This window comes from Bacillus velezensis (assembly GCF_001461825.1).
In the GTDB taxonomy this organism is placed as follows: Bacteria; Bacillota; Bacilli; order Bacillales; family Bacillaceae; genus Bacillus; species Bacillus velezensis.
On the sequence record NZ_LLZC01000021.1, the window covers coordinates 56,252 to 72,392 of the forward strand.

At 47.6% G+C, this 16,141-nt stretch carries 1 protein-coding gene; it reads left to right on the plus strand.

Annotated elements, in window-relative coordinates:
- The first annotated feature begins 21 nt into the window (after window positions 1–21).
- Entirely contained in the window at window positions 22–16,113 is a 16,092-nt protein-coding gene (bamB, locus tag AR442_RS18220; protein WP_053285112.1) for a bacillomycin D non-ribosomal peptide synthetase BamB, read from the plus strand.
- Window positions 16,114–16,141 lie beyond the last annotated feature (28 nt).

A 16,141-nucleotide genomic window follows, 5' to 3' on the forward strand; every position in this document is an offset into this window, starting at 1 on the left:
TATATAAAATGAGGTGCTCCAATGTCGGTATTTAAAACTCAAGAAACGTACTGGGAAAACCTGTTTGATGAAGAAGACGGCCTAAGCGCATTCCCTTACTTTAAAGCAGCGGATAAAGCATCGTTGGCCCGTACCGGCTACCAGGAAAAATGCATCTGCCGTTCCTTATCTCCGGAAGTATCTCAAAGAATCATCACAATGGCGAATCATTCCGATATGGCGGCCTATCTGATTTTATTGGCGGGTATTGAATGCTTGTTATATAAATATACGGATCAAACGAGCCTGATTCTTGGCATTCCAACGGTATCGAAGCAAAAAGCCGGCCAGTCAGCCGTTAACAACATTGTCCTCTTAAAAAATACGCTTTCAAACGAGAGCACATTTAAAACCGTATTCGGGCAGCTGAAAGAAGCCGTTAATGATTCTCTGAAAAATCAAAACCTGCCGTTTAGAAAAATGGTCCGGCATCTGAGCGTGCAATACAATGACGAGCATTTGCCTTTGATTCATACCGTCGTTTCGCTTAACGAAATTCATTCCTTGCAATTTAAAGAAGATACTGCAGCCGATACGCTGTTTCACTTTGATTTGGAGAACAACGGGATTCATTTGAAGCTTTTTTATAACGGCAATCTGTACGATGAGCACTATATCAATCAAATTGTATCCCATTTGGATCAGCTGCTGTCTGTGATCCTGTTTCAGCCTCAAGCCGCGATCCATACGGCAGAGATCTTACCGGAAGCGGAAAAACAGAAGCTATTGTTTGATTTTAACGACACCGGCGCAGATTTCTCCGGGAGCAGAACAGTCTATCAATTATTTGAAGAGCAGGCAGAAAGAACGCCTGAGCATGCGGCCGTCAAGTTTAAAAACGACCATTTGACATACAGGGAACTGAATGAGAAGGCGAGCCGTTTGGCAAGAACATTGCGTAATTGCGGGGTTCAACCCGATACGTTAGTCGCCATTCTCGCTGATCGTTCTTTAGAGATGATCGTATCCATTATAGCCGTTTGGAAGGCAGGGGGCGCTTATGTGCCCCTGGATCCTGAATATCCAAAAGAGCGGCTTCAATATTTGCTTCATGATGCGGATGCAGACGTTCTCCTTGTTCAGCATCATTTAAAAAACAGTCTCGCCTTTGACGGCCCGGTGATCGATTTGAATGATGAAACATCATACCATGCCGATTGCTCATTGTTATCACCAGTAGCGGGACACAGCCATTTAGCCTATGTCATTTATACGTCGGGTACAACAGGAAAGCCGAAAGGGGTCATGGTTGAACACGGCGGCATTGTAAACTCGCTCCAATGGAAGAAGGCGTTTTTTAAGCATTCTCCGGCGGATCGCGTGCTTGTCTTGTACCCGTATGTTTTTGATGCGTTCATTTTAAATTTCTTCGGCCCGCTCATCTCGGGGGCAACTTTGCACCTTTTGCCTAATGAGGAGAATAAAGAAACTTTCGCCATTCAAAATGCCATAAAACAAGAAAGAATTACCCATTTCTCAACTTCTCCCCGTCTTCTGAAAACGATGATCGAACAGATGAACAGAGAGGATTTCATCCATGTTCAGCATGTTGTTGTAGGCGGTGAGCAGCTGGAAACAGATACAGTTGAGAAGCTGCATTCTCTGCAGCCTCGCATTCGGATCAATAATGAATACGGACCGACAGAAAACAGCGTGGTATCTACATTTCACCCTGTTCAGTCCGCTGATGAACAGATCACAATCGGCAGCCCGGTGGCCAACCATCAAGCTTATATTTTAGGAGCGCACCATCAAATCCAGCCGATCGGCGTACCGGGAGAGCTGTATGTCGGAGGAGCGGGAGTGGCCCGCGGCTACCTCAATCGGCCTGAATTGACGGAGGAAAAATTTGTGGAGCATCTGCATGTCCCTGGTCAAAAGATGTATAAAACGGGGGATCTCGCCAGATGGATGCCAGATGGACGGATTGAATATTTAGGGCGGATTGATCATCAAGTGAAAATTCGCGGCTACCGGATTGAGATCGGCGAGGTAGAGGCAGCCATGTTCAATCTGGAAAACGTTCGTGAAGCCGCAGTCGTCGCGCGGGAAGACGCAGACGGGGCCAAACAATTGTATGCCTATTATGTCGGCGAGGCTTCTTTGACCGCTGCGCAGTTCAGAGAAGACTTATCCCGGGAACTGCCGAATTATATGATTCCCTCCCGTTTTATCCCTTTGGAACGCATTCCGCTCACTTCCAATGGAAAGATTGATCTGAAAGCTTTGCCTGCTGCTGACGAAAATACGCGGACGGAAAACGAATACATACCCCCGCGGAACACAATAGAAGAACTGCTGGCGTCCATCTGGCAAGAAGTATTAGGGGCAGAACGTATAGGAATTCTGGATAATTTCTTTGATTTTGGCGGAGATTCGATTAAATCAATTCAGGTGTCATCCAGATTGTATCAAGCCGGATACAAGGTTGATATGAAGCATTTGTTTAAACACCCCTCGATTGCTGAACTTAGTCAGTTTGTAGCGCCGGTCAGCAGGGTGGCTGATCAAGGAGAAGTGAATGGCGGAACCAAGCTGACCCCGATACAGCATTGGTTTTTTGAACAAAAAATGCCGCATGCACACCATTACAATCAGGCCGTCATGTTATATTCGGCGGAAGGCTTTCAAGAGGCTCCGCTTCGCCGGACGATGGAACGGATCGCGTCGCATCACGATGCCTTGAGGATGATTTTTGAAAAAACGCCGGATGGATACGCTCCGCGAATTACAGGAACAGATGAAAGTGAACTATACCATCTGGAAGTGATGAATTATAAAGGGGAAACCGATCCGGCTCAAGCGATTGCCGATAAAGCGAATGAGATTCAAAGCAGCATGGTATTAGACAAAGGGCCATTGATGAAGCTCGGTTTGTTCCAATGTCCGGACGGAGATCATTTGCTGATTGCAATTCATCATTTGCTGATTGACGGAGTATCCTGGCGTATTTTACTCGAAGATTTTGCAAGCGGTTATGAGCAGGCAGAACGCGGACAAACGATCCAGCTCCCGCAAAAAACAGACTCGTTTCCATTTTGGGCCGATCAATTGTCCAAATATGCGGCAAAAACCGATATGGAAGAGGAGATTGCGTATTGGACTGAGCTTTCAAGTATAAAGCCTCAGCCATTGCCTAAGGACACTATCAGCGAAGGATCGTTATTAAGAGACAGCGAAGAAGTGACGATTCAATGGACAAAAGAGGAAACGGAGCAATTATTAAAACATGCGAACCGCGCCTACAACACGGATATCAACGATCTGCTGCTGACTTCGTTAGGGCTGGCTGTTCACAAGTGGACAGGCACGGAAGACATTGTCGTGAATTTGGAAGGCCACGGGAGAGAACCGATTATTCCGGATGCTGACATTTCCCGCACGATAGGATGGTTCACAAGCCAGTACCCTGTCGTCCTGAGGATGGAAGCCGGAAAAAACCTGTCGCAGCGGATCAAGATCGTAAAAGAAGGACTGCGCCGCATCCCTGACAAAGGAATGAATTACAGCATCATCAAATATTTATCCGGGCATCCGGAAGCCGACAGCCTGCAGCTGAATCCGGAGATATCGTTTAACTATTTGGGACAATTTGACCAAGACCTGAAGCATCAGGCTTTACGCATCTCGCCTTTTTCCACAGGGTTATCAATGAACGAAAACCAAGAGAGAACGGCCGTGCTTGATTTGAACGGCATGATTGCCGAAGGGACATTATCACTGACACTGAGCTACAGCAGCAAACAATACGAAAGATCTACTATGGCGCAATTTGCCCGGGGGTTGAAAGAAAGTCTGCAAGAAGTCATTGCGCATTGCGTAAGCCGGCAGCAGACTTCTCTCACACCAAGTGACATCCTGTTAAAAGACATCTCAATCGACGAACTGGAACAGCTTTTGGAGCAGACGCGTGAATTAGGCGAAGCGGAAAATATTTATCCATTAACGCCGATGCAGAAGGGCATGCTGTTTCACAGCTTATTTGATCCGAATTCAGGTGCTTATTTTCAGCAAACGATGTTTGATCTGCATGGAGATCTGGAGATTGATTCATTTTCAAAAAGCTTGGAAGGCTTATCGCAAAAATATGACATTTTCCGCACAAATTTTTACAGAGGCTGGAAGGATCAGCCGCTCCAAATCATATTCAAAACGAAAAAAATCGGTTTTCAATTCAATGACTTACGAGAGATGAAGGAATCACAAAAAGAAGCGATGATTCAGCAGTATGCCAGAGAAGATAAGATGCGGGGGTTCGACTTAGAAAAAGGCGCGTTAATGCGGTTATTCATCCTTCGTACGGATGAAAAAACATACCGTTTTATCTGGAGTTTCCACCATATTTTGATGGACGGCTGGTGCCTGCCGCTGATTACAAAAGAAATATTCGAGAATTACTTTGCCTTGCTTCAGCAAAAGCAGCCTGAACAATCATCAATTACTCCGTACAGTCAATATATTGAATGGCTCGGCCGGCAAGATGCGAAAGAGGCCACGGCTTATTGGGATCAGTACTTGGAGGGATATGAGGAGCAAACCGGCCTTCCTAAGGATCACCATGCAGCGGAAGACGGAAGATACGTTCCTGAAAAAGTGACGTGTGACATAAGCTCCGATCTCACTTCGAAAATGAAGCGGACGGCAGGCAAGCATCATGTCACGCTGAACACGCTGCTGCAGACGGCATGGGCGGTTTTGCTGCAGAAATATAACCGAAGCCGGGACGTTGTGTTTGGAAGTGTTGTATCCGGAAGACCTGCTGGAATTCCAAACGTGGAAACCATGATCGGCTTATTCATTAACACCATTCCCGTCCGGTTCCGATGTGAAGCCGGGACAACGTTTGCCGGGCTTATGAAAGAGGCGCAGGAAAGGGCTGTAGCGTCTCAACAATTTGAGACACACCCGCTGTACGATATTCAAGCGCGTACAACGCAAAAGCAAGATTTAATTACACATTTAATGATATTCGAAAATTATCCGGTTGATCAGTATATGGAAAGTATAGGCCGCCAAAACGGAACATCCATCACGATTTCCAACGTACAAATGGAAGAACAGACCAACTACGATTTTAATTTGACCGTTATACCGGGCGACGAGATGAACATCTCTTTTGAATACAATGCAAATGTGTATGAGCGGGCAAGCATAGAGCGGGTTCGGGAACATTTCATGCAAATCCTGCATCAAGTCGTAACAGATGCGGATATCCGGGTGGATCAAGCGGAATTGTTAACGGAAGGCGAAAGAAAAACCCTTCTGCAGACGCTTAACGACACGGCCGCGCCGTTTCCGCAGACGCCGGTTCATCAATTATTTGAAGAGCAATCGCAGCGTACGCCCGATCAAGCAGCCGTCATTGATAAGGACAGGCAGCTCACGTACGGAGAGCTCAATAAGCGGGCCAACCGCCTGGCGCGAACGTTAAGAGCGAAAGGAGTGCAGACGGATCAGCCTGTAGCCATCATCACAACAAACAGCATCGAATCGGTGGTCGGAATCCTTGCCGTTTTAAAATCAGGCGGAGCCTATGTCCCTATAGATCCGGAATATCCGCAAGACCGCATCCGGTATATGCTGGATGACTCCCAAGCCGGAATCGTTTTAATGCAGCGGGACGTCAGGAAACAGCTTGCCTATGAAGGCGCCACGGTTTTACTTGATGATGAAAGTTCTTATCACCAAGATGGCTCTGACCTTGCTCCGATAAATGATGCGAGCCATTTGGCATATGTCATTTATACGTCAGGTTCCACAGGCCGGCCAAAAGGCGTACTAATCGAGCACCGAGGCTTGACCAATTATATTTGGTGGGCGAAAGAACTTTATGTAAAAGGCGAGAAAGCCAACTTCCCATTGTATTCGTCAATTTCTTTTGATCTGACGGTGACTTCTATTTTCACGCCGCTTGTCACAGGCAATGCAATCATCGTCTATGACGGAGAGGATAAAACAGCTCTGCTTGAATCGATTGTGCGGGACCCGAGGGTGGATATCATTAAATTGACCCCGGCCCATTTGCAGGTTTTGAAAGAAATGAACATTGCCGATCAAACGGCTGTCCGAAGAATGATTGTGGGCGGGGAAAACTTAAGCACCCGGTTAGCCCGCAGCATTCATGAACAGTTCGAAGGCCGGATTGAAATATGCAATGAGTACGGACCGACGGAAACCGTTGTCGGCTGCATGATTTACCGTTACGATGCCGCAAAGGACAGGCGGGAATCGGTACCGATCGGAACCGCTGCGGCAAACACGAGCATTTACGTTCTTGATGAAAATATGAAACCCGCACCGATCGGTGTCCCGGGAGAAATCTATATCAGCGGCGCCGGTGTGGCAAGAGGATATTTGAACCGTCCCGAATTAACGGCAGAGAAATTTGTCGATGACCCGTTTGAGCCCGGAGCCAAGATGTATAAGACCGGAGATTTGGCGAAGTGGCTGGCGGACGGAAACATTGAATATGCGGGCAGAATAGATGAACAAGTGAAAATCAGAGGCTATCGTATCGAATTAGGCGAGATCGAGGCGGCACTGCTTCAAGAAGAAGCGATCAAGGAAGCTGTCGTTACAGCCAGAGAGGATGTCCACGGGTTTAAACAATTGTGTGCATATTACGTAAGCGGCGGACAAACAACGGCAGCCCGGCTCCGGAAACAATTGTCTCAAACCCTTGCAAGTTATATGGTTCCGGCTTATTTTATCGAGCTTGATGAAATGCCTTTAACTTCTAACGGAAAAATAAACAAAAAAGGGCTGCCTGCTCCGGATTTCGAGCTGCAGGACAGAGCAGAGTATAAAGCTCCCCGAACAAAAGCGGAAGAAGTATTAGTTTCTGCCTGGGAATCGGTATTAGGCGCTGAAAACGTCAGTATTCTTGATAATTTCTTTGACCTTGGCGGAGATTCCATTAAATCCATTCAAGTATCCTCCAGATTAAATCAGCAAGGATACAAAATGGAAATCAAAGACTTGTTTCAATATGCAACAATTGCAGAATTGAGTCCGCATATCAAGCAGAATCTGCGTATAGCCGATCAAGGTGAGGTCAAAGGAAAAGTCAGCCTGACTCCTATTCAGCATTGGTTCTTTGATCACATAACGACAGATCAGCATTATTACAATCAAGCCGTCATGCTGCATGCGCCGGAAGGTTTTCAGGAAACGCAGCTTCGTCAAACCCTGCAAAAGCTTGCTGAACATCACGATGCGCTCCGCATGACGTTCCGGACTACGGAAAATGGCTGTGAGGCACAGAATGAAGAAATCGCCCAAAGCGGACTGTACCGCTTAGACGTCCTGAATCTGAAAGAAGATTCCGATCCGGGACGGACAATTGAGGCCAAAGCTGATGAGATACAAAGCAGTATGCGTTTAAGTGATGGGCCGTTAATGAAAGCCGGGTTGTTTCAATGCGCAAATGGAGATCATTTGCTCATTGCCATCCATCATTTGATTATAGACGGGATTTCATGGCGCATTTTACTGGAAGATATCGTTAGCGGCTACAAGCAAGCCGAGAACGGGCGAGTAATTCAACTGCCGCAAAAAACAGACTCTTTCCAATTATGGGCTAAGAGACTTTCAGAATATGCGCAAAGTGAAACCATAAAACAAGAACAGGAATATTGGACAAAGATCGAACAAACCGAAGTCAAACCGCTGCCTAAAGATTTTCATGAAACCCATACAACTGCAAAAGACAGTGAAACAGCAGCTGTGGAATGGACGAAAGAGGAAACGGAGCTCTTATTAAAACAAGCGAATCGCGCTTATAACACGGAAATAAACGATTTGCTCTTAACTTCTCTGGGTCTTTCCATATCGCATTGGTCAGGACTGGAACAAATTCCGATTCATTTAGAGGGACACGGCCGAGAACAGATTATACAGGATATAGATATCTCCCGCACGGTCGGGTGGTTTACAAGTCTGTATCCGGTTGTACTGCACGCGCAGCCGGGCAAAGAAATCTCTGATTATATCAAGACGACCAAAGAAGGATTGCGCCAAATTCCGCATAAAGGGATCGGATATGGAATAACAAGGTACTTAAGCGGCGGAATGCCATCGAAACTCAATCCTGAGATCAGCTTTAACTACCTGGGACAGTTTGACCAAGATTTACAGCAGCATGGGGTTCAATTATCTTCTTATTCTTGCGGTTCAGACTCAAGCGGAAATCAAGAAAGACCGTATGTCTTGAATATAAACGGAATGATCACCGAGGGCCGGCTGAAGCTTACGATCAGCTACAGCAGCAAACAGTACGCAAAAGAAACGATCATGCGGTTATCGGAAACGATTCAAAGCCGCCTGCGGACCATCATTACGCATTGCGTTCATAAAGAACAATCGGAACTGACGCCAAGCGATATTTTGTTAAAAGGCATGTCCATTGACGAATTGGATCAGCTCCTCATTCAACTGCCGCATGCAGGTGAGGTTGAAAACGTGTATCCGCTCACTCCGATGCAGAAAGGAATGCTCTTCCACAGCCTGCTGGACGAGGCCTCAAGTTCTTATTTTGAACAAGCATCGTTCGATTTGCAGGGAGAGTTAAAGATTGATTGGTTTAAAGCAAGCCTTGAACGATTATTTGAAACATACGCCGTGCTCAGAACCCGTTTTTACAGCGGCTGGAACGATACTCCTTTACAAATTGTCTATAAAACGCAAACACCGCAAATTCATTTTGCAGATTTGCGTGATAGAGAGGAGCACCTGCGCGAGGATGCAATCGCAGCCTATCAAAGAGAAGATAAAGCAAAAGGATTTGACTTGGCTCGGGATCGGCTGATGCGCATAGCGATTTTCCGTATGGAAGACCGCAAATATCATTTGATTTGGAGCTTCCATCATATTGTGATGGATGGCTGGTGCCTGTCTCTTATCACGAAGGAAGTGTTTGATCATTATAGCGCCTTACAGGAAGGCAGGGAACCAGAACCGTCATCGGCAGCTCCTTACAGCGACTATATCGAGTGGCTTGACCGCCAAGATCAGGGAGCGGCAAAGCGGTACTGGAGCGGGTATCTTGAAGGATATAAAGGTGAAACCACGCTTCTTCATAAAATAGAGCAGCATGAACAAAAAGAATACGCCTATGCCAATGTGATCTGCCGATTTAATCACGAACAGACAAAACAATTACAGCAGATCGCAAATCAGCATCAGGTTACATTAAATACGTTGATCCAAACGTTATGGGGAGTTTTATTACAGAAATACAGCGGGTCCGCAGACGTTGTCTTCGGCAGTGTTGTGTCGGGAAGGCCGGCGGAAATTCCTGATGTGGAACAGATGATCGGCCTGTTCATCAATACCATTCCGGTTCGCATCCGCTGCGATGAAGACAGCACTTTTGCTGATACGATGCAAATGGTTCAACAAAACGCGCTGGCTTCCCAATCGTACGATACCTATCCTTTATACGAAATTCAGGCCCAAACGGAACAAAAGCAAAACTTAATTGATCATATCATGATCTTTGAAAATTATCCGATAGGGCAGCAAGTCGAAGAGGGTCATGATGCTGCGGATTTAAATATCGTGAATTTCCATATAGAAGAACATACTCATTACGATTTTAATGTAGTTGTCATTCCTGGCGAACAACTCACCATTCATTTTGATTTCAACCAAAATGAATATGGACAATCAGAGGCAGAGCGGATTCGCGGACATTTTGAACAGCTCATTCACCAAATTTTGCAGCAGCCGTCTGTCAAAATAGAAGAAATGGAACTACTGACGCAGCAAGAAAAAGAACAGCTGCTCACTCCGCTTTCCGGGGGAACAGAGAAGCCTGAATACGAAACGATTCATACTATGTTTGAACGCCAGGCGGCACAAACGCCGCAAGAAATCGCAATTCAATACGAAGGGGCGGAGATTTCTTACAAAGAGCTGAACGAAACGGCCAATAAACTGGCGCGGATTCTCCGTAAGCGAGGTGTGAAGCATCAGGAGCCGGTGGCTGTGATCGCCGGGCGTTCACCATCATTAGCGATTGCTGTTTTAGGCATTTTAAAAGCGGGCGGTGCCATTGTTCCGATTGATCCGAGCCATCCTGCCGAACGAATCCGCTATATCATTGAAAACAGCAGCTGCACTCATGTTGTGACAGAGAAAGACCGGTCAGTCCCCGAGGCAGCAACGCAGATTGTCACATTCATAGAAGAAGCGGAGACAGAACCGGACGGGAGCAATGTGCAGACGATAAACACGGCGGAGGATCTGCTTTACGTTATTTATACATCAGGAACGACGGGGAAACCGAAGGGTGTGCTGCTTGAACATAGAAATATGGCCAATTTGCTGTATGACCAATTTACAAACTCAGGCATCGATTTCAAAACCAATGTGCTTCAATACGCATCTCCGGCATTTGACGTCTGCTATCAAGAGCTGTTTTCAGCCCTGCTCAGCGGCGGCACACTCCACATCGTGCCTGAATCAATAAAGCGGGACGCGGCTCAGCTGTTTTCGTTTATTAATAAACATCAGACGGACATCGTCTTTTTCCCGACTGCTTTTGCCAAAATGCTTTTTAACGAAGAGAGCTATGCATATTCATTTCCACGCTGTGTGAAGCATTTGATTACAGCAGGAGAACAATTAACAGTATCCCGTTTATTTCAGCAAGTGCTCCGCACACACGGCTTGCATTTGCACAATCATTACGGTCCGTCAGAAACTCATGTAGTGTCGACGTATACCATTCAACCGGGAGATGATATTCCTGAATATCCGCCGATCGGCAAACCGATATGCCATAACAATATGTATGTCATCAACAAGAACAAACAGCTTCAGCCCTTGGGCATTGCGGGAGAACTGTATATTTCCGGAGCAAATACCGGGAGAGGCTATGTGAATAACCCGGCTTTAACGGGAGAGAAATTTTTGCCTGATCCGTTCAGAGAGGGAGCCGTTATGTACCGCACCGGAGATTTGGCAAGGCTGCGTGAGGACGGGCAAATCGAATACCTCGGCCGCATTGATGATCAGGCGAAAATAAGGGGCTACCGGATCGAACCGAAAGAAGTTGAGGTCATATTGGCCAATCACCCGGCGGTGAGAGAAGCAGCGGTCCTTATTCAAAAAAACGCTTTGGGTGAAAATGAATTGTGCGCGTACTGCAGCGTCTCAAAAGCGACTGATCCTTCAGCATTACGGGAAGATCTGGCCAAAAACCTTCCTGACTATATGATTCCAGTGAAATGGGCTTTTGTTGAATCGATTCCGCTCACGGCAAACGGAAAAGTCGACCGCAAAGCATTGCCAGAACCAGAAGGAGGCGTGCAAACGGGGGGCGAATACGTTGCTCCCCGTACAGCGGCGGAAGCGCAGCTGGCGCATATCTGGAAAGAGGTGCTTGGACTTCCGCGTATCGGCGTGAAAGACAACTTCTTCGACATCGGCGGTCACTCGCTGCGGGCAACGACGCTGACGGCGAAGCTGCACAAAGAGATGGGGGTCAGCCTGCCGCTGCGGGAAGTGTTCCGATCGCCAACAATTGAAGAAATGGCAGAAACGATTACCGGAGTGAAACACACAGCATATACATCTATCCCGACCGTTGACGCAAAAGAATACTATGCCGTCTCCTCGGCGCAAAAACGGCTGTACATTTTGAATCAGCTGAAAGGCGGAGAACTGAGCTACAACATGCCGAGTGTCATGAGAGCCGATGGAGCTCTGGATCGGGAACTTGTCGAGAAGGCGATCCGCAAGCTGATTCAGCGCCATGAAACGCTGCGTACCGGCTTTAAACTGATAGATGGAGAACCGGTGCAGCGGATTTATGACGACGTCCCATTTGCAGTGGAATTCACTCAGGCGAAAGAAGAACAGGCGGAAGCCCTCGTTCATGGGTTTGTGCGGGCATTTGACTTGGAGAAAGCGCCGCTGCTGCGGGTAGGACTGATCGAGCTTGCAAAAGACCGCCATTTGCTGCTGTTTGACATGCATCATATCATTTCCGATGGCGTATCTATCAAGAATTTGATTGAAGAGTTCGTTTCATTATATGAAGGAAAAGAATTGCCGCCATTAAGGGTTCAGTATAAAGATTATGCGGCGTGGCAGCTGTCGGATATGCAAAGCGAACGGATGAAGAAACAGGAAGCGTACTGGCTGGATGTGTTCAGCGGAGAGGTTCCGGTGCTGGATATGCCAACCGACTACGGAAGACCGGCTGCGCGGAGCTTTGAAGGAGGACAAATCGAGTTTGTCATCGGACCGGAGTTGACGGAACAGCTGAAAGGCTTGGCGGTGAAGAGCGAAAGCACGCTGTACATGGTGCTGCTGGCTGCTTATACGACCATGCTTGCCAAATACAGCGGGCAAGAAGACATCGTAGTAGGCAGCCCGATTGCCGGAAGAACCCATTCGGATTTGGAAAGCTTAATCGGCATGTTCGTGGGCACACTGGCGATACGAACGAATCCGGTCGGGGAAAAAACATTCCGGGAGTACGTGCAGGAAGTCAAAGAGCATACATTAAAAGCGTACGAAAACCAGGAGTATCCATTCGACGAACTGGTGGACAAGCTGAATGTGTCCCGGGATTTCAGCCGCCATCCGCTGTTTGACACGATGTTCATATGGCAAAACACAGAACGGGGAGAATTGAGCCTCGATGATGTGCGTTTTACCCCTTATCCGGACAACCATGCGATGGCGAAGTTCGACCTGACGTTCCAAGCGGCAGAAAATGAAGACGGAATTACAGGTATGATCAGTTACGCGGCAGCGCTGTACAAGCAGGAAACTGCGGAACGCATGGCAAAGCACTTTATCCAATTGATCGAAGCGATTGCGAATGATCCGCAGGCGCCGCTTTCATCGCTGGAGATGATCACCGCGAAGGAGAAAGAGCAGATTGTGGAGAGATGGGGTCAACCGGCGATAGACTGCCCAAGGGACAAAACAATTCACCAATTGTTCGAGGAGCAGGCGGAGCGCACGCCGGAACATACGGCCGCAGTTTACGAGAAAAGCCGATTCACATACCGTGAGCTGAATGAGCGGGCCAACCGCCTGGCGCGGATTTTAAGAAGCGAAGGCGTGCAGCCTGACCAGCCTGTGGGTATTCTGGCAGAACGTTCTCTGGAAATGATCGTGGGGATTATGGCGATCCTGAAAGCCGGGGGCGCGTATGTGCCGATGGATCCGGACAGCCCGCAGGAACGCATCCGCTATATTCTGGAGGATTCAGGAGCAAAGGTTCTGCTGGCACAGCCCCATTTACAAGATCGTGTATCCTTTGCCGGAGAGATTTTACTGCTGAATGACGAACGAATGAACAGCGGGGACGGCTCGAATCTGGTGACGGCAGCCGGACCGGATCACTTGGCGTATGTGATCTACACATCAGGCACAACCGGCAAGCCAAAAGGCACGCTGATTGAGCATCGCCAGGTCCTTCATTTGATGGAGGGGCTCCGCGGACAAGTGTACGGTGCTTATGATTCGGGATTGCGTGTGTCTCTGTTGGCACCGTACTATTTCGACGCATCGGTCAAGCAAATTTTCGCGGCACTGTTAGGGGGACATGCACTGTATATCGTCCCTAAAGCATCAGTATCAGACGGTTATGCCTTGTCAAACTATTATCGCACCCACCGCATTGACGTAACAGACGGAACACCGTCACATTTGCAATTGCTTATCGCTGCAGACAGCCTTCATGGGGTAACGATCCGCCACATGCTTATTGGAGGAGAGGCGCTCCCGCAGGCGACGGCGGCGCAATTGCTTGAATTGTTTGCTTCGAACGGGTCATCAATGCCGCTCATAACCAATGTATACGGTCCGACGGAAACCTGTGTGGATGCATCGGTCTTTCATATCGTACCGGGGACATTGGCATCCGCTGACGACGGCGGTTACGTGCCGATCGGCAAACCGCTGGGCAACAACCGTGTGTATATTGTTGATTCCCATGATCGGATGCTGCCTATAGGTGTAAAGGGTGAGCTGTGCATCGCCGGAGACGGAGTAGGACGAGGGTATCTGAACTTGCCTGAATTAACGGGTGAAAAGTTTGTGGCCGATCCGTTTGTAATCGGAGAGCGGATGTATAAAACAGGCGATCTTGCCCGTTACCTGCCGGATGGAAACATTGAATATGCCGGAAGAAAGGATCATCAGGTTAAAATTCGCGGTTACCGGATCGAACTTGGCGAGGTGGAAGCCGCTCTTCTCAACATCGAGCATGTACAAGAAGCGGTGATCCTGGCCAGAGAAAATGCAGAGGGGCAAAGCGATTTGTATGCCTATTTTACAGGGGAGAAGTCACTGCCGATCAATCAGCTTAAAGAAAAACTCTCCGATCAAATACCAGGCTACATGGTTCCTTCATACTTGATGCAACTGGAGCAAATGCCGTTAACCTCCAATGGAAAAGTGAATCGCAGCGCGTTACCGCTGCCTGAAGCAGGCTTGCAGACCGGGATTGACTATGTTGCTCCAAGGACAAAGCCGGAAGAGCAGCTGGTTCACATCTGGAAAGAAGTATTGAAGGTAGAACAAGTCGGCGTCAAAGATAACTTTTTCGATCTCGGCGGGCATTCGTTACGGGGGATGACGCTCGTTACCAAGATCCATAAGCAATTCGACAAAAGCATTTCATTGAGAGAAGTGTTTCAATACCCGACGATTGAAGAAATAGCGAGGGTCATTGCAGGCGCGGAAACCAGCGGACCGGATGAAATCCCTGTTGCAGAAGCCAAAGATGTTTATCCTGTATCTTCTGTGCAAAAGATGGTTTACCTGTCTACACAAATTGAAGGCGGAGAACTAAGTTACAACATGCCGGGGATTTTGACATTGGAAGGCAGGATGGACATGAATCGTTTACAATCTGCGTTCCAAAGTCTGATCCAGCGCCATGAATCGCTACGAACCGGATTTGAAATGGTCCGCGGAGAGCTGGTGCAGGTGATCAAGCCGCAGGCGGATTTCTCTATAGAAAGGTACAAAGCAGCTGATGAGCAGGTCGAGGAGCTGTTCCGCAATTTCGTGCGGCCTTTCGATCTCAGTCAGGCTCCGTTGCTTCGGGCCGGACTCATCGAATTAGAACAGGACAGACATGTTTTCATGTTTGACATGCATCATATCATTTCAGACGGCGCTTCTATGAATATTTTTGTTGAAGAACTGATTCAATTGTATGACGGCAAAGAATTAACCCCGCTCCGGATTCAATACAAAGATTACACTGTATGGCAGCAGCAGGCGGAGCAGAGGGAACGCATCAAGAGGCAGGAGAACTATTGGCTGAACGTATTTCATGAGGAACTCCCGCCATTTGAGCTGCCGAAAGATTTTGCCAGACCGCGAATTCGAAGCTTTGAAGGCAAGCGATACAATTTCGCTCTCGATGAGACCGTGGTCCAGGGGATAAAACAGATGGAAGAATTGACCGGATCGACCGCTTACATGATCTTGCTGTCAGCCTATAACATACTGCTGGCCAAATACAGCGGTCAGGAAGATATCGTCGTCGGTACGCCTATTGCGGGAAGAATGCATGAAGATTTACAGCATATTATCGGGATGTTTGTGAATACGCTGGCCATCCGTACGGCCCCGGCTGGAGAAAAGACCTTTATGGACTATGTAACGGAAACAAAAGAAACGATGCTGAAAGCTTATGAAAATCAAGAATATCCTTTTGAAGAATTAGTTGAGAAATTGGGAGTGAAACGGGACTTAAGCCGTAATCCGTTATTCGATACGATGTTTGTTCTGCAAAATACGGAACAAACGGATATCGAATTGGACTCTCTCGCGGTCAGACCATATGAACAAACAAATACGGCGGCCAAATTTGATTTGCAGCTGACCTTCGTGATGAATCCGCACGAGATACAAGGAAGCTTTGAGTACTGCACGAAGCTGTTCAAACAGAAAACCATCGCTACGCTGAGCAAGGATTACGCCATGATTCTGTCGGCAATCATAAAAGACCCATCGATTCCTTTAAAAGAAATTCAATTAAGTGAGAAAGTAAACAAAAGTGAACACTTTGCAAGCGAAATCGAATTGAATTTCTAAAAACGGCCGGTACCGGCTGTCCCCGGCA